General features: G+C 70.9%; 14 protein-coding genes. 7 read left to right on the top strand and 7 right to left on the bottom strand.

The window, feature by feature from the left end; translation table 11 throughout:
• Nucleotides 1-60: 60 nt before the first annotated feature.
• The gene (locus tag AC0NZN_RS11200) at nt 61-1,326 is read left to right on the top strand and encodes an aminotransferase class V-fold PLP-dependent enzyme (RefSeq protein ID WP_474592384.1); all 1,266 of its coding nucleotides are present in this window, start codon (nt 61-63) and stop codon (nt 1,324-1,326) included.
• Nucleotides 1,323-1,769: a Fe-S cluster assembly sulfur transfer protein SufU gene (gene sufU, locus AC0NZN_RS11195; protein ID WP_474592383.1), complete on the top strand. Its 447-nt coding sequence runs from the start codon at nt 1,323-1,325 to the stop codon at nt 1,767-1,769. Before AC0NZN_RS11200 ends, sufU begins: the two co-directional genes overlap by 4 nt.
• A 59-nt stretch (nt 1,770-1,828) precedes the next feature.
• Here sufU and AC0NZN_RS11190 read toward each other — a convergent pair whose 3' ends face one another.
• The 6 genes from AC0NZN_RS11190 to AC0NZN_RS11165 all read right to left on the bottom strand — a co-directional run bounded on the left by AC0NZN_RS11190 (nt 1,829) and on the right by AC0NZN_RS11165 (nt 8,297).
• A complete protein-coding gene (locus AC0NZN_RS11190; protein ID WP_474592382.1) occupies nt 1,829-2,686 on the bottom strand; it encodes an alpha/beta fold hydrolase in 858 nt (285 codons plus the stop codon).
• A 21-nt stretch (nt 2,687-2,707) separates the two neighbouring features.
• The gene (locus tag AC0NZN_RS11185) at nt 2,708-3,691 is read right to left on the bottom strand and encodes an SRPBCC family protein (protein WP_474592381.1); all 984 of its coding nucleotides are present in this window, start codon (nt 3,689-3,691) and stop codon (nt 2,708-2,710) included.
• The gene (locus AC0NZN_RS11180) at nt 3,666-4,052 is read right to left on the bottom strand and encodes an ArsR/SmtB family transcription factor (protein ID WP_474592380.1); all 387 of its coding nucleotides are present in this window, start codon (nt 4,050-4,052) and stop codon (nt 3,666-3,668) included. The genes AC0NZN_RS11185 and AC0NZN_RS11180 overlap by 26 nt, the downstream gene beginning before the upstream one ends.
• Before the next feature lie 114 nt (nt 4,053-4,166).
• Nucleotides 4,167-5,792 (bottom strand): phospholipase C, encoded by a 1,626-nt coding sequence (locus tag AC0NZN_RS11175; protein WP_474592379.1) that lies wholly within the window; start codon nt 5,790-5,792, stop codon nt 4,167-4,169.
• 112 nt (nt 5,793-5,904) lie between these two features.
• On the bottom strand, nt 5,905-7,143 hold the full coding sequence (gene efeB / locus AC0NZN_RS11170) for an iron uptake transporter deferrochelatase/peroxidase subunit (protein WP_474592378.1): 1,239 nt from the start codon (nt 7,141-7,143) through the stop codon (nt 5,905-5,907).
• Complete coding sequence (locus tag AC0NZN_RS11165) at nt 7,140-8,297, bottom strand: imelysin family protein (protein WP_474592377.1); 1,158 nt, start codon at nt 8,295-8,297, stop codon at nt 7,140-7,142. Before AC0NZN_RS11165 ends, efeB begins: the two co-directional genes overlap by 4 nt.
• 153 nt (nt 8,298-8,450) lie before the next feature.
• Between AC0NZN_RS11165 and purL the strand changes: the two genes are divergently transcribed.
• From purL to AC0NZN_RS11150, 3 genes are all read left to right on the top strand, one after another.
• On the top strand, nt 8,451-10,805 hold the full coding sequence (gene purL / locus AC0NZN_RS11160; protein ID WP_474592376.1) for a phosphoribosylformylglycinamidine synthase subunit PurL: 2,355 nt from the start codon (nt 8,451-8,453) through the stop codon (nt 10,803-10,805).
• A 23-nt stretch (nt 10,806-10,828) separates the two neighbouring features.
• Entirely contained in the window at nt 10,829-10,972 is a 144-nt protein-coding gene (locus AC0NZN_RS11155; protein ID WP_474592375.1) for a hypothetical protein, read from the top strand.
• 65 nt (nt 10,973-11,037) lie between these two features.
• Nucleotides 11,038-12,000 carry a hypothetical protein gene (locus AC0NZN_RS11150; protein ID WP_474592374.1) on the top strand — a complete coding sequence of 321 codons (963 nt, stop codon included), beginning with the start codon at nt 11,038-11,040 and terminating at the stop codon, nt 11,998-12,000.
• Between the two features lie 9 nt (nt 12,001-12,009).
• On the opposite strand, the gene AC0NZN_RS11145 is transcribed toward AC0NZN_RS11150, so the two are convergent.
• Complete coding sequence (locus AC0NZN_RS11145; RefSeq protein ID WP_474592373.1) at nt 12,010-12,303, bottom strand: chorismate mutase; 294 nt, start codon at nt 12,301-12,303, stop codon at nt 12,010-12,012.
• A gap of 93 nt (nt 12,304-12,396) precedes the next feature.
• On the opposite strand from AC0NZN_RS11145, the gene AC0NZN_RS11140 reads away from it, so the two are divergent.
• Together AC0NZN_RS11140 and AC0NZN_RS11135 are read left to right on the top strand one after the other, a co-directional pair.
• Nucleotides 12,397-13,662 carry an AI-2E family transporter gene (locus AC0NZN_RS11140; protein WP_474592372.1) on the top strand — a complete coding sequence of 422 codons (1,266 nt, stop codon included), beginning with the start codon at nt 12,397-12,399 and terminating at the stop codon, nt 13,660-13,662.
• 37 nt (nt 13,663-13,699) lie between these two features.
• Entirely contained in the window at nt 13,700-15,313 is a 1,614-nt protein-coding gene (locus AC0NZN_RS11135) for a LuxR C-terminal-related transcriptional regulator (protein WP_474592371.1), read from the top strand.
• Nucleotides 15,314-15,319: the final 6 nt, after the last annotated feature.

Raw genomic sequence — 15,319 nt, 5'->3', positions numbered from 1 at the left:
TGGTCGTCACCAGAGTCCGACACGCACAGCCCCGGGGCCGTCCCGCACAGGGCAGACTTGATGCATCCCTTCTCCCCGATCCGAACGGTTACCGTGACCCGCGCCGACTTCCCGCTGCTGGCCGCGCGACCCGAGCTCGTCTACCTCGACTCGGCCGCCACGTCGCAGCGCCCCGCATCCGTCCTCGACGCCGAGCGCGCGTTCCTCGAGCACGACTACGCCGCCGTGCATCGCGGCGCGAGTGAGGCCGTCGGGCGCTCGACCGAGGCGTTCGAGGGCGCCCGCGAGCGCGTGGCACGGTTCGTCGGGGCGCAGCCCGACGAGATCGTGTGGGCCGAGAACGCGACGGATGCGCTGAACATCGTCGCGCTCGGGATCTCCGACGCGAGCGCCGGTCTCGGCGCGCCCGACCTCGCGCTGCGCGCCGGAGACGAGATCCTCGTCACCGAGGCGGAGCACCACGCCAACCTCATCCCGTGGCAGCGCGTCGCGGCGCGCACCGGCGCGGTGCTGCGCTGGGCGGAGGTCGCCGACGACGGCACGTGGACGATCGACGCGCTGCGGGCGGCATCCTCCCCCCGCACGCGGATCATCGCCTTCGCTCATGTCTCCAACGTCACCGGCTACATCGCGCCGGTCGCCGACGTCGTCGCGCTCGCTCGTGAGCTCGGCGCGCTGACCGTGCTCGACGCCTGCCAGTCGGCTCCGCACCTGTCGCTGGATCTCGGCGCCCTCGGCGTCGACTTCGCCGCGTTCTCCGCGCACAAGATGCTCGGGCCGACCGGCATCGGCGTGCTCTACGGCCGCAGCGCGCTGCTGAACGTGCTGACGCCCGCTCGCACCGGCGGGTCGACGATCACGACGGTGACGATGACGGATGCGCAGTTCCTGCCGGCTCCGCATCGCTTCGAGGCGGGCACGCAGCCGGTGTCGCAGGTCGTGGCACTCGGCGCAGCCGTCGACTACCTCTCCGCGTTCGGCATGGACCGCCTGCACGCGCACGAGCGCGAGCTCGCCGGGCTCCTGACGGATGCCGTGGCCTCGGCGCCCGGCGTGCGACTGCTCGGGCCCGCGCCCGGCCGCGAGCGCGCGTCGCTCGTGAGCGTCGACGTCGAGGGCGTGCACGCGCACGACGTCGGGCAGTTCCTCGACTCGCGCGGCATCGCCGTCCGCGTCGGACACCACTGCGCGCAGCCGCTGCACCGCCGGCTCGGGATCACGGCATCCACCCGCGCCAGCGCCTACCTGTACACGACGGCGGACGACATCGCCGCCTTCGCCGCCGCACTCGCCGAGGTCCGCCCGTTCTTCGGAGCCGACCGATGAGCGCCGGGCTCGAGGGGCTGTACCAGGAGGTCATCCTCGATCACGCGAAGCGCAAGGTCGGCGCGGGCTCGACCGCGGGCTGGGCGCACACGCATCACGAGGTGAATCCCACGTGCGGCGACGAGATCACGGTCGGTGCGACGGTGGATGCCGGGCACGTCCACCTGGTGTGGGAGGGGCGCGGATGCAGCATCTCCACGGCGTCCGCGTCGGCGATGTCGGAGCTGCTGACCGACGCATCCGCCGCTGACGCCCATGAGACGATCGACGCCTTCCGCGCGATGATGCGCTCGCGCGGCGAGGGTGAGCCGCCGGAGCTGCTCGGGGATGCCGAGGTCTTCCAGGGCGTCGCCCGCTATGTGATGCGGGTCAAGTGCGCGATGCTGCCGTGGGTCGCGCTCGAGGCCGCGCTGGCTCAGGCCGAGAGCGCCGTCGAGGCCTGAGCCCCAGTCGGCCGTCACCGCACGGATGGCGGGATGCCCCGCCATCCGTGCGGACGGTCCTACTCGGGAAGCACCTCGCGAAGCCGGGCGGCGAAGGCGTCCGGGTCGCCGGGATAGCCGGGCGAGTCCTGGAACCCGCCGTGGTGGCTCGGGAACTCCGTCGCTTCGATCCCCAGCGCAGCCGCGACCGCCCGCGCTCCGCGCGCGGCCATCGTGTCGCCGGACTGCACGCCGGCCGCGAGCACGAGCCGGTCGCCGAAGGCGCGCAGGGCCTCCGTGTCGACGCGGTACTCGATGATCGCCGGCATGTTGCGGAACAGCGGGTCGGTGCGCGAGCCGTCGTCCTCGGACGACATCCCGAACATCGCGGGGTCGGGCGCAGGCTGCTCGAGGTAGCCGTCGGGCACGGGCCCGTCGTACATCACGAACGCGACGAACTTCGCCATCGCGGCGCCGTCGCCCTGTTCGGCGTACGTCTTCTTGAGGTCGGAGATGACCTCCAGCACCGTGTCGCCGTCCGGGAGGAGCGGCGCGTTCGGCGGCTCGTGCGCGACGACCGTGCGGAAGTCCTCGGGATGCGTGGCAGCCGCCGCGAGCAGGTTCACGGCTCCGCCGCTCGACCCGAAGGCATCCACCGGCCCGACGCCGAGCGCCTGGATCACCCGGTGGATGTCGTCGGCGTGCTGCGCGGTGCTGATGTCGCTCGTGCCCACCGGGTTGCGGCCCGCGCCGCGGGGGTCGTACGTCACGACGGGCCGGTCGGCGAAGTGCGCGGCGAGCTGCTGGAAGCCCGAGGCATCCATCGGCGCGCCGAACAGGAACAGCGGCACGCCCGACGTCAGGTCGCCCCGCACGTCGTAGGTGATCGCGTCCTCGCCGTCGCCCACGATGTGGGTGGCGATCGTCATCTCCGTCATCATTGATCCTCTCCGCCCGCCTCACACGGAGGCGAGCACCTCTCGTTCGAGACGCCCGTAGCTGGTCTCCATGCCCTCGACCATGCCCGTGGCGAGCACGGCGTCGCGGGTGACCGCATCCGGATATTCGATGAGGAGGGTGAGCAGCGTCGCGCCGTCCTCCTCGTACAGCTGCAGGTCGTTGACCGTGCTGGGGTAGTCGGTGCCCGTCATGTGCTCCGTCGTCACGCTGCGCCGCGGAGCGTCGACGACGAGGGTCTCACCGTCGAAGCCGAATGCCTGCCCCGGGGTGCCGTCGACCGGCTCCCACGCGTAGCGGTAGCGGCCGCCCACGGTGGGGTCCACCTCGCACACGCTCATGCGCCAGCCGTCCGGTCCGAGCAGCCACTGCTGGAGGAGCTCCGGCTCGGTGTGCGCGCGCCAGACGAGCTCTCGCGGCCCCTCCACGAGCCGCGTGATGCGCACGTGCTGGTCGTCGAGGATCTCGACCTGGGTGCCCTTTCCCTGCGCGTAGGCGCGCAGGTCCTGCAGCACCGTGTCGAGCTGGGCCATCGCCATCCGCGTGCCCTCGACCATGCCCATGGCGACGGACTGCTCCAGCGCGGCGAGCGAGTCGAAGTGCGTCACGCCGCTGAATCGGGTGCGCGATCCGTCCTCGGTGAAGGAGAACACCATCCGCATCGCCGGCATCTCGGTGAGCAGCTCGCCGCTCTCGTCGGCGAACCCGTCGAGCACCTCGAACGAGTCCGGGGCGTCGATGCGCAGGAACTCCCAGCGCGCGTGGTGCGTGTCACCGCTGGGTCCGGTCATGGAGTACTGGGCCAGTCCGCCGGGCGTGAAATCGAAACGGCTGAAGGTGGCGGGCCATCCCGGAGGGCCCCAGAACCGCTCGAGCTGGCGCGGGTCGGTGAACACGGACCACACGCGATCGACGGATGCGTCGAACTCGGCGGCGATGTTCATCGTCAGCGCCTCGGGATCACTGGTGATCTGGGTGACGGGCATTGCTTCCTCCTGGGGTGTCCGGTCGGGGCGGTTCGGCCAGCAGCGCGTCGATCGCGTCGATGCGGTGCCGCCAGAGCTCCTGGTAGCGCTCGAGCAGCTGCTGCGCCCGGGCGATGCGCGCGGGGTCGGTGCGCACGAGTCGCTCCCTTCCCTCGGCCCGCTTGACGATCAGGCGGGCGGCTTCGAGCACGGCGACGTGCTTCTGCACCGCGGCGAACGACATGTCGTAGGCCGCGGCGAGCGTCGAGACCGACTGCTCGGCCTCGATCGTGCGGCGCAGGATGTCACGCCGCGTCGCGTCGGCGAGCGCCCGGAAGATCCGGTCCACCTCGTCGTCGGCGAGCTCTTGTTGTGCAACCATTTGGTTGTAGGTTAGACCGCGGGCTTCCCGGTGTCAACCCCCCCATGCGAATCGGCCGCCGCGAGACAGCAGAACGGCCCCGGGCTGCGTCATCCCGGGGCCGTCCGTCAGACCTCAGTGCGTCGCGGTGATCGACTGCACCGAGCCATCGGCGTTCAGCAGCACGTGCTTGCGGTCGGGCCGCCCCCACTCGAACATCGAGCCGAGCGAGCCGGCCGTCGCGTCGAACGACGCGTCGCCGATGCGGCCGGTCTTCCAGTTGTCCTCGATGAACTTCAGGATCGAGGCCTGGGTCGTCTCGGTGTGCGCGACGAAGTTCGACTTCGCGTAGGGCGAGATGACGAGCAGCGGCAGGCGCTGGCTGGGGCCGCACCGGTCCTGGTAGCCGCCGAGCACCGGAGCGGTCGAGTCGGCGCACACCGCGACGTCGTGCGCGGCGCTGTGCGACGCGTTCGAGATCGCCGGGGCGACGTGGTCGTACCAGCCGTCCGAGTCGTCGTATGCGATGACGACCGCGGTGGACTTCCACTCCTTCGACTTCTGCAGCGTGTTGATCGTGTCGACGATGAAGTGCTGCTCGCCGATCGGGTCGGAGTAGCCGGCGTGGCCGTCCTGGTACTCCGATGCCTTGAGGAAGCTGACGGCGGGCAGGTTGCCGGCCTTCAGCGTCGCATCGAAGTCGGTCAGGTCGTACTGGTGGTTCGCCTGGTCGGTCTTGCCGATCATCGCCACCGACGTCGGCGGCAGGTGGTGCTGGTTCGACGTCGACTTGTAGTACGAGAACGGGTTGTGGTGCGGGCTGTAGTCGACGACCGAGGCGCCGGCGAGGTTGGTGTGCGACGCGCCGCACACGGCATACGTCACGCCGTTTCCGGCGGTCGTCGTCGGACGGAAGCCGCCCTGGAACCAGCCCCACGTGACGCCCTCGGCGTTCAGCAGGTCGCCGATGTTCTTGCCGCTGCCTGCGGCGAGCGTGTTGGTCGAGGTGTGGTTCTTGTCCGAGCAGTCGTCGAAGGCGGGGTCGGGGTCGTTGATGACCGTGCCGACGCCCGCGGCATCCGGGTCGGCCAGGGTGTAGGTGCCCGGCATCGGCACCTGCTGCAGCGTCTTCGAGTCGACCTCGGTGAAGCCGTGCGTCTGGCCCGAGATGAGGTTGAGCGCGCCGGGGGTCGAGGGGCCGAACGTGGCATCCCACGAGTTGTCGGACATGGCGTACTGCTGGGCGTAGTTCCACAGGGCGGTGACGGTGTTCCCGTCGTAATAGCCCATCGCGAGCCCCGGAGCGCCGTAGAGGCCGGAGCAGGTGTCGACCGAGACGCTCTGCACGAAGCGATCCATCGCACCGCCGTCGATCGCCTTCTCCTCCGGCGTGTACGCGTGGTTCTGGTCGCACGTGGCCGCCTGGCTGGGCGTGAGCCGCGTCGGCGGGTACAGGTTCGGGTTGTTCGTCAGAGCGCCCGCGGTCACGAGGTTGTCGTTGCGGGGCGTCTGGGATGCGGCGGTGAACGTCGTGCCGTCGGTGTTCGCGGCCTGGGGGTAGGTGCCGAAGTAGTGGTCGTACGAGACGTTCTCGCCGAAGATCACGACGACGTGGGTGATGGGCGTCGTCGTCTTCGTGGAGTGGTCGGCGGAGGGCTGGGCGGATGCCGCGGAGGTGCCGGCGATCGCGAGACCGACGGCCGCGAGGGCGGCGCCTGTCGCGATGACCGCGCGGCGAGTGCGCTTCCGAGTGGATGCCACGACGGAGTCCTTTCGAATCGGGAGGGGATGCGGGTTCATCTTCGTTCGCGCGTGTGAAGTGCTCGGCGACCGCGGCCTGAACATCGGATGAACGATGCCGGGCCGATGCGGGTCAGGCGAACAGCGCCCGCCCGTAGTGGTCGGATGCGTCGCGCACGCCGGGCAGAGCGAAGAAGTATCCGCCGCCGACGGGCGAGATGTAGTCCACGAGAGGCTCGTCCGCGAGCCGCTTCTGCGTGGCCACGAACTGCCGGTCCAGGTCCTGCACGTAGGCGTTGAAGACGAGACCCATGTCGAGGTTGCCGTTCGTGTCCGTGCCGAGGTCGTAGTTGTAGCCGCGCCGCAGGAGGCGCGAGGCATCCGTCGTCTTCGTCCGCGGATTGGCGAGCCGGATGTGCGCGTCGAGCGGGATCGCCGAGCCCTTCGGGTCGTCGGCGTAGTCGGGTCTGTCGGTCTCGCGACTGCCGCTGAGGGGCGCGCCCGAGTCGCGGCGCCTTCCGATCATGCGCTCCTGCTCGGAGATCGTGACGCGGTCCCAGAACTCGACGAGCATCCGGATGACGCGCACGACGTGGTACGAGCCGCCCGCGGTCCAGGCCGGTCCCGCACCGCCGGCGGGCACCCACACCCGCTTGTCGGCCTCCGCGGCGGGCGGGTTCACGATGCCGTCCTTGAACCCCAGGAGGTTGCGCGAGGCGCCGCTGGGGCGGGACGGCGATTGGAATCCGTCGATGCGCCAGCGCACCTGCATCCCGCCGCGCGTGTGCCGGGCGATGTCGCGCAGCGCGTGCAGGACGACGTCCCTGCTGTCGGCGCACAGCTGCAGCAGGAGGTCTCCTCCGCAGCGCGCGGGGTCGAGATCGTCGTTCGGGAAGACATCCATCGCGCGCAGCTGCGCGGGGCGCTCGTTCTGGATGCCGAGCACGTCGAAGAACGACGAGCCGACGCCCAGGGTCGCGGTGAGGCCGCCGGCCGGCACGTCGGCACCGAGCAGCCCGGAGTCGGACGGCGGTGCGAAGATCCCCAGATTCGGCGGCGTGCCGCCCGACGTGAGGAACCGGGCACGGTCGGTGATCTCCTGCAGCAGCCGCCTCGCCTCGTCCGGAGTGGTCACCGTGAGGTCGAAGGCGACGAAGGCCGCCGCCGCCTGACTCGGCGTGAGGATCCCCGCCTGGTGCGCCCCGTGGAAGGCGACGACGCGATCCGCCGACGTGGGCGACTCGGCGCGCGCCGGCAGTGCGAACGATCCGACTCCGTACCCTGCGAGCGCGGCGCCGGACACGGTCGCCGCCCCGACCGCCCCGCGCAGGAACTGACGACGGCCGAGCGAGGGCTTCGAGGAGTCGCTCACTGGTTCACCCTCCGGGGTTCGAGCATCGATGCGACGGGCGCGAGGTCCTCCGCGAGCTGCGAGACGTCGGCGTCGATCCGCTCCCGCTGGGCCCTCGTGAGGGCCGCGAGAGCCGGCGCGGCCGCGATCTGCGCTCGGGTTCTGCCGAGCAGGGCGAGCGTCTGCGGCAGCTGAGGGAGCCGATCGGCGAGGAGCGGGTTCAGGATGCCGAGCACCGTCGCCGTGCCGTCGAGCTCGGCCGCGGCGGTCTGCAGCGTGGAGCCGCTGCCGAAGTCGGTGCGGCCGGTGAGCTCGAACTGGAGCGCGTTCTCGGTGATCTCGTGGGCGCGCAGCGCGAGCTCGCGCGGATCGACCTGCGCCGTCGTGAACGTCTGCCGCAGCCGGCCGATGGATGCCGCGAGCGCGTCGGCGACGGCGCGCAGGGTCGCCGCATCCTGCCCGTGCCACAGCCCGTACTCGAGCCGGTGGAAGCCGGTCCACGAGGGATCGGCCGTGCCGCCGGCAAGCCCGGCCGGGAGCCCGTCGATCGCGTCGTCGAGGTCGCCGAAGGCGCCGTACGCGGCGCCGAGACGCTCGTACTCCAGGTGCGCGGGCAGCCAGTCGCCCCGCGCGGCGATGAGGTCGCCGCGGACGAGGTCCGCCTGCAGCCGCGCGGTGAGCGAGGCCAGAGTCGGCAGCTGCGCAGTGACGTACGACTCGTAGGCGCGCGTCGCGTCGATGAGATCGGCCTGCGCGACGGGGGGCACCGCGGTCGGCGAGACCTTCGGCCCCGTGGCGATCGTGACGGTCGGGCCGACCACCGTCTGCTCGTCCTCCATGGCGCAGCGGAACGCGTAGGTGCCCGCACCGAGGGTGATCTCCATCGCCTCGGTCGTGCCCGCCGCGAGCGGGTCGACCTCGGCGAACACGTCTCCGGTGCCCGCATCCGTGAGATAGACCTCGCCCGCCCGCGTGTCCGTGTTGTCGAGGACGAACCGCTCCGCACCCGCGACCGGGTTCGTCCACCCGGACCCGCAGCGGTCGACCGAAACCTCGATCCGGGTCGGGGAGGAGGCGATGGATGCTGCGCCCGCCCCGGTGCACCCCGCCAGCGCCGCTGCGATCACGACCGTCCCGGCGGCGGTGAGCCAGGGGCGGAGACGCAGGTCGGGCACCGGGTCAGCGTAGGCATCGCGCGCCCGCGTGACGCGCGGATTCGCCCGATGTTCACCTTCCCGTCATCGGGCGGTCTCCCCCGCCGTCGACGACGGACCCAGCACCTAGACTGAAGGGGTCCGGCATCCCCGATTTTCCTGGAGTTCAGCCGCGTGACCGCCAAAGCCTCTGAGACCGCCACGAAGTCGGCCGTCGACACCGTCGACAACGCCGCATCGACCCCGGAGCGAGAGCTGCCGTACGCGGCCCTCGGCCTGAAGGACGACGAGTACGCGCAGATCACCCAGATCCTCGGCCGCCGCCCGACCGGCGCCGAGCTGGCGATGTACTCGGTCATGTGGAGCGAGCACTGCTCCTACAAGTCGAGCAAGATCTACCTCCGTCAGTTCGGGCAGAAGGTCTCGGACGAGATGAAGGAGCGGCTCATGGTCGGCATGGGCCAGAACGCCGGCGTCGTCGACATCGGCGAGGGCTGGGCCGTCACCTTCAAGGTCGAGTCGCACAACCACCCCAGCTACATCGAGCCGTTCCAGGGCGCTGCGACCGGCGTCGGCGGCATCGTCCGCGACATCATCTCGATGGGCGCGCGCCCGGTGGCCGTGATGGACCAGCTGCGCTTCGGCGCCATCGACAACCCCGACACCGCGCGCGTCGTGCACGGCGTCGTCAGCGGCATCTCGTTCTACGGCAACTGCCTCGGCCTGCCCAACATCGGCGGCGAGACGGTCTTCGACCCGGTATACCAGGGCAACCCGCTCGTCAACGCCCTCGCGGTCGGCGTGCTCCGCCACGAGGACCTGAAGCTCGCGAATGCCTCGGGCCCCGGCAACAAGGTCGTGCTCTTCGGCGCCCGCACGGGTGGCGACGGCATCGGCGGCGCATCCATCCTCGCCTCCGACACGTTCTCCGACGGCGGCCCCACCAAGCGCCCCGCGGTGCAGGTGGGCGACCCCTTCGCCGAGAAGGTGCTCATCGAGTGCTGCCTCGAGCTGTACCGCGACGAGCTCGTCGAGGCCATCCAGGACCTCGGCGCCGCCGGCATCTCGTGCGCGACCAGCGAGCTCGCCGCCAACGGCGGCTCGGGCATGCGCGTCGACCTCGAGAACGTGCTGCTGCGCGACCCCACGCTCACGCCCGAGGAGATCCTCATGAGCGAGAGCCAGGAGCGCATGATGGCCATCGTCTCCCCCGCGAAGCTGGACGACTTCCTCGCGGTGACGACCAAGTGGGATGTCGAGACCTCGGTGCTCGGCGAGGTCACCGGCGACGGGCGCCTGCAGATCTTCTGGCACGGCGAGCAGATCGTGGACGTCGACCCGTCGACCGTCGCCGTGGACGGTCCGGTCTACGAGCGCCCGGTGGCCTACCCCGCGTGGATCGACGCCCTCCGCGACGACACCGCGGCGGCGCTCGAGCGCCCTACGGACGGCGCGACCCTGCGCGAGCAGTTCACGCGGCTCGTGTCGAGCCCGAACCTCGCCGACACCTCCTGGATCACGAACCAGTACGACTACTACGTCATGGGCAACACCGCCCTCGCGTTCCCCGACGACGCCGGCATGATCCGCGTCGACGAGGAGTCGGGTCTCGGCTTCGCGATCGCCACAGACGCCAACGGCCGCTTCTGCCAGCTCGACCCGTACGAGGGCGCCAAGCTCGCCCTCGCCGAGGCGTACCGCAACGTCGCCGTGACGGGCGCGGTTCCCGCCGCGGTCACCGACTGCCTGAACTTCGGCAGCCCGGAGAACCCCGAGGTCATGTGGCAGTTCTCGCAGGCCGTCGCCGGCCTGGCGGACGGATGCCTCGAGCTCGGCGTCCCGGTCACCGGCGGCAACGTCAGCTTCTACAACCAGACCGGCGACACCCCGATCCATCCGACCCCGGTCGTCGGCGTCATGGGCATCATCGAGGACGTGGCGCACCGCATCCCGAGCGGCTTCCAGGACCCGGGCCAGAACCTCTACCTCCTCGGGGTCACCTCGACCGAGCTGAGCGGCTCGGCCTGGGCCGCCACGATCCACGGCCACCTCGGCGGTCGTCCTCCGGTGGTCGACCTGGCCGGCGAGAAGCGCCTCGCCGAGCTGCTGAAGGCGGCCTCCGATCAGGGCCTCGTCTCGAGCGCGCACGACCTGTCGGAGGGCGGCCTCGCGCAGGCGCTCGCCGACATGACGCTGCGCTTCGGCATCGGCGCGCGCGTCTGGCTCGACGAGCTCAGGGAGCGCGACGGAGTGGATGCGGCGTCCGCCCTGTTCTCGGAGTCCACCGGCCGCGTCATCGTCTCGGTGCCGCGCGAGGACGACGTGAAGTTCCGCGGCCTGTGCGAGGGCCGCAACTATCCGGTGCTGCGCATCGGCGTCACGGACCTGCCCGCCGACGGCGCGGACGCTGCGCTCGAGGTGCAGGGGCTGTTCACGGTGCCCCTCAGCGAGCTGAAGGCGCTGTCGACCGGCACCCTGCCCGCCGTCTTCGGCCCCACGATCGCCGAACCGACCGGCACCGCGCTCTGACACCCGCGACGAAGGAACGAGAGATGCCCGAGAACGACGACGAGTACGCCGACCTCAACGAGAACCGGTCGCGCCGCATGAAGACGATCGCGTGGATCGTCATCGTGGCGCTGATCCTCGTCGGCGGCGGCGCGACGGTGCTCGCGCTTCTGGTGCCGAACGCCTGAGGCGTCCGCTCGCAATCCTCTGAACGCCCGGCGAACACCCCACTCGCCGGGGATACGATGAACCAGTGCACGGGGATTTCTTCGCGTTCTTCGGCAGCTACTGGTGGCTCGCCTTTCCGCTCATGGGAGTGATGGGCGCGATCGGCCGCGGCTACGAGCAGCGCGCCCGCCGCCGGCACGCGCGCCGCCTGGAGATCATCCACGCGAAGACCGAGGCGCGCGCGATCGCCCGCGGCATCCCGTATCCGACCTCCGCGATCCCGGTCGTCCAGACCGAGCAGGCACCCCCCGCCGAGACGCAGGAGACCCGCCTCCAACGGCTCTTCGACACGCAGGACGCCGTCACGAAGCGGTGGCTGGAGTACGAGCTCGACGTCGCGAAGGCCATCTCCTACCCCGCGATGAGCGACGGGCGCCAGCCGCTGACCGCGGCCTTCCTCCGGGCCAAGCGCGTCGCCGACGGGCTGCGCCCGCCCTCGGCCAAGTCGCGGCTCACGAAGGAGCAGTTCACCGAGTACCGCAACGCCGTGACGGACTACGAGGTCGCCTTCGATGTGGCGGAACGTGATGCGCGCCGCATCCAGGACTCCGGATTCACGGATGCCGAGCGCAAGCGCCTCGACACCGCCAAGCAGCTGCTCACGGTCGCGATCGACCAGGCAGCGACCCCCGCCGAGCGGCAGCTCGCCTACAAGCGTGTGCGCGAAGAGCTCGACGGCCTCATCTCGCTGTCCGACGGGGCGATCGACCGGCTCGAGAAGCGGGTGTCGCTCGAGTTGACGATGGGTCCCTCGACCCCCGCGCCGGGTGCAGATCAGCGCAGGCCGGCGGCCGGGCCGACGCCGCCCACGGAGGCTCCCCCCGCCGCGTCGCCGGCGAGCGGAGCGCGGGTCGGGACCTCCCCGCCGTCGACTCCCCCGGCCGCGTCCGCACCGCCGTCGCAGGCGTCCACCCCGACGATGTCGCAGGGCGTGCCCTCGCCGTGGCCGGTGCCATCGCGCTCGGCGAAGCGTCCGCCGAGGTCGTAGCACGCCGCGTCAGCGGCTGTCGGCCGCCTCGGTGTGATGGCGGATGACCTCGGCCACCACGAAGTTGAACCACTTCTCGGCGAAGGCCGGATCGAGGTCGGCCTGCTCGGCAAGAGTGCGCAGGCGCGCGACCTGCTGCTCCTCGCGTGCCGGATCGGACGGCGGCATCCCGTGCTCCGCCTTCAGCACGCCCACTTCCTTCGTGCACTTGAAGCGCTCCGCGAGCAGGAAGATCAGTGCGGCGTCGATGTTGTCGATGCTGCTGCGCAGTCGCAGCAGGGTGTCGGTGGGGTCGGCGTTCATGGATCCTCCTCTGCAACGACGATACGGGATGCCGTGTCCCCCTGATTCCGCGCCTCTCGGGGTTGCGACCCGGCGAGCCATATAGTTAGCGACATGACCGACGCCAAGCCCGTTGCAGGTGCCGAGGAGACCTCCCCTGCCACCACTGCGGCGGTCGACCCCGCCCCCTCGGATGCACCCACGGAATCCGTCCCCGCCGACGGGTCGACCCGGGTCCTCATCACCCGGGCGTCGCTCGAGGCCGACGCGGCTCACGCGGTTGCCGCCGCGGCGGCGGCGACACCGGGCTCGACGGGCTCGAAGCCGATCTGGGCCTCGCTCACCAACCCCTTCGCCGTGGGGCTGTCGCTCACCCTAGGCGGTCTGGTCGCCGTCGGTCTCGGCACGGCGTTCGTCAGCCTGTCGACGATCATCATCTACGTCATCTTCGCGCTGTTCGCCGCGCTCGGCCTCGACCCGGTCGTCCGGTTCTTCGAGCGGCACAACGTGAAGCGCCCGTGGGGCATCGTCATCGTCTATACGATCTTCGCGATCATCATGACCGGCATCCTGCTGCTCGTGGTCCCCGCGCTCGTCGCCCAGATCACGAAGTTCTTCACCAATCTGCCCCAGACGATCCAGGATTTCGAGAAGACCCCGTTCTACGCCTGGCTCACACAGACCTTCGGCTCGCAGGTGAGTGCGATCGTCGACCAGGTGCAGAAGTACCTGACGAACCCGGCCAACCTGGCCAAGATCGGTGGAGGGTTCCTCAACTTCGCGGTGACCGTGGGGACGACCATCTCCGGTCTGATCATCGTCCTGGTGCTGAGCCTGTACTTCCTGGCATCCCTCCCCGCGATGAAGGTCGCGCTGATCCAGTTCGCGCCCGCGCGCAACCGGCCGGTGGTGGGAGATCTCACGAACCACATCACCGATTCCATCGGCGGATACCTGATGGGCATGGTGGTCCTGGCCGGGTGCAACTCGATCGTCGCGTTCTTCCTGCATCTGTTCCTGGGTCTGCCGTATCCCGGGATCATGGCCCTGCTCGCATTCGCCATCACCCTGATCCCGCTCATCGGTTCGGTGCTGTACTGGATGACCGCCACGGTGATCGCGCTCTTCACCGGCGGCTGGGTTCCCGCCCTGATCTTCGCGGTCATCTACCTGGTCTACATCCAGCTCGAGGCCTACGTGCTGACCCCGCGCGTCATGAACAAGGCGGTCTCGGTGCCGGGTTCGCTCGTCGTCATCGGAGCGCTCGTCGGCGGATCGCTGTTCGGACTTCTGGGCGCCCTGGTCGCCATCCCGATCACGGCGTCGATCCTGCTCATCATCAAGCAGGTCGTCATCCCACGGCAGGACGCCAAGGTCTAGGCTTGCGGCCCGGCCGTGCCGCCCGGATACTGTGCCCATGGCCATCCGGCAGGCCGCGGTCGTCGACTGGAGTGGGCGCTTCGGCGAATTCAGCGCGCGTGAGGCGTCGCTCACCGCACCCGAGCTGGCGGACTACGGCCAGGCGGCGTGGTTCACCGGACACGACGACATCGCCGCGGTCGCGTGGGAGCGCGCGCACCTGACGTTCCTCGACGAGGGCGACCCGGCGTCTGCGGTGCGATGCGTCTTCTGGCTCGGCTTCACGCTCGGCGAGCGCGGCGAGGACGTGAAGGCACGGACGTGGATGCAGCGCCTCTTCGAGCTGTGCGCCCGCTTCGCGGGCGACCCGACGATCGACGCCATAGCGGCGCTCTGCCGCGGTCAGGTCGCCTATCTCCAGGGCGACCTGGCAGGGTCCGTCGGCCAGTATCGTGAGGCGGCGAGGCTCGCCGACGCCGCGGGCGATCCGGACGTGCAGGTGCTCGGGATCATGGGCGAGGGTCGGTCGCTCCTGCGCAGCGGCCTGCTCGACGAGGGCGTCGCGTGCATGGACCGGGTGATGCTGCTGATCGGGAGCGGGCGGGTCAGCGACCGCGCTGCGGGCCCCGCCTACTGCGCGGTCATCGCGAGCCTCCTCGCCCGGGCCGACATCGAGCGCGCCCGCGTCTGGACACGCGACCTGGGCGACTGGTGCGACACCCAGCGCGGGCTCGAGCCGTTCCGCGGTGAGTGCACGCTCCACCGCGCGACCGTCATGCAGGTCGGCGGCGAATGGGATGCCGCGGTGGAGGCGGCGGACAGCGTCTGCCGCACCGAGGACCGCCCCGAGACCCTCGCCAACGCCTGGTACCGGCTCGGCGAGCTGCACCGCGTCGCCGGGCGATCGGCCGCGGCCCGCGACGCCTACCGTCAGGCCGCGGCGCTCGGCCGCGAGGTGCAGCCCGGGCTCGCGCTGTTGAACCGCGACGCCGGCGAGTTCGACACCGCGTGGGCGGGCCTGGAGCGCGCACGGGCGACGGTGGTCGAACCGGCGGCGCGCGCGGAGGTGCTCGCCGCGGCCGTCGACGTCGCCCTCGCGCGCCGGCGCCTCGCGAGCGCACGGGATGCGGCCGCCGAGCTGCGAGGGTGCGCGGACGCGGTCGACACGCTCCTGCTCCACGCCCTGTCGGCGCAGGCCGATGGGGAGGTTGCGATCGCCGAGGACCGCACGACCGATGCCCTGCGACTGCTGCGGACAGCGTGGACGCGATGGCGGAAGCTCGACGCCCCCTACGACGCGGCGCGCGCCCGGTTCTCGATGGGTCGCGCTGCCCGAGCCGCCGGAGACGAGGAGGGGGCGCAGCTCGAGTTCGACGCCGCGCGCGTCGTCTTCGAGTCCCTGGGCGCGGTGCCCGATCTCTCCCGGCTCGAGCGGGTCGCGTCGGCCACTGCGGGCGCTGCGCTCGCCGACGTCGGGCTGAGCCCCCGCGAGCGCGAGGTGCTCGAACTGGTGGCGGAGGGCCTGTCGAATCGGCGCATCGCGGAGCGACTGTTCCTCTCCGAGCGCACGGTCGCCCACCACGTGGGCAGCATCCTCGCGAAGCTCGACGTGCCGAGCCGGTCGGCGGCGACCGCGTACGCGTTCGAGCACGGCCTGGTGCCCGCCTCCTGAATTGGT

The sequence above is a fragment of the Microbacterium sp. sgz311019 genome (assembly GCF_056135325.1).
Note: the sequence above shows the minus strand (reverse complement) of the source record. Positions and strands in the feature narration are given on the sequence as shown.

Excerpts from the sequence above, each read along its gene's own strand:
- AC0NZN_RS11135 (WP_474592371.1), top strand. The coding sequence starts at position 13,700 with ATGGCCATCCGGCAGGCCGCGGTCGTCGACTGGAGTGGGCGCTTCGGC.
- AC0NZN_RS11155 (WP_474592375.1), top strand. The coding sequence starts at position 10,829 with ATGCCCGAGAACGACGACGAGTACGCCGACCTCAACGAGAACCGGTCG.
- AC0NZN_RS11200 (WP_474592384.1), top strand. The coding sequence starts at position 61 with ATGCATCCCTTCTCCCCGATCCGAACGGTTACCGTGACCCGCGCCGAC.
- AC0NZN_RS11190 (WP_474592382.1), bottom strand. The coding sequence starts at position 2,686 with ATGACGGAGATGACGATCGCCACCCACATCGTGGGCGACGGCGAGGAC.
- AC0NZN_RS11185 (WP_474592381.1), bottom strand. The coding sequence starts at position 3,691 with ATGCCCGTCACCCAGATCACCAGTGATCCCGAGGCGCTGACGATGAAC.
- AC0NZN_RS11180 (WP_474592380.1), bottom strand. The coding sequence starts at position 4,052 with ATGGTTGCACAACAAGAGCTCGCCGACGACGAGGTGGACCGGATCTTC.
- AC0NZN_RS11145 (WP_474592373.1), bottom strand. The coding sequence starts at position 12,303 with ATGAACGCCGACCCCACCGACACCCTGCTGCGACTGCGCAGCAGCATC.
- sufU (WP_474592383.1), top strand. The coding sequence starts at position 1,323 with ATGAGCGCCGGGCTCGAGGGGCTGTACCAGGAGGTCATCCTCGATCAC.
- AC0NZN_RS11140 (WP_474592372.1), top strand. The coding sequence starts at position 12,397 with ATGACCGACGCCAAGCCCGTTGCAGGTGCCGAGGAGACCTCCCCTGCC.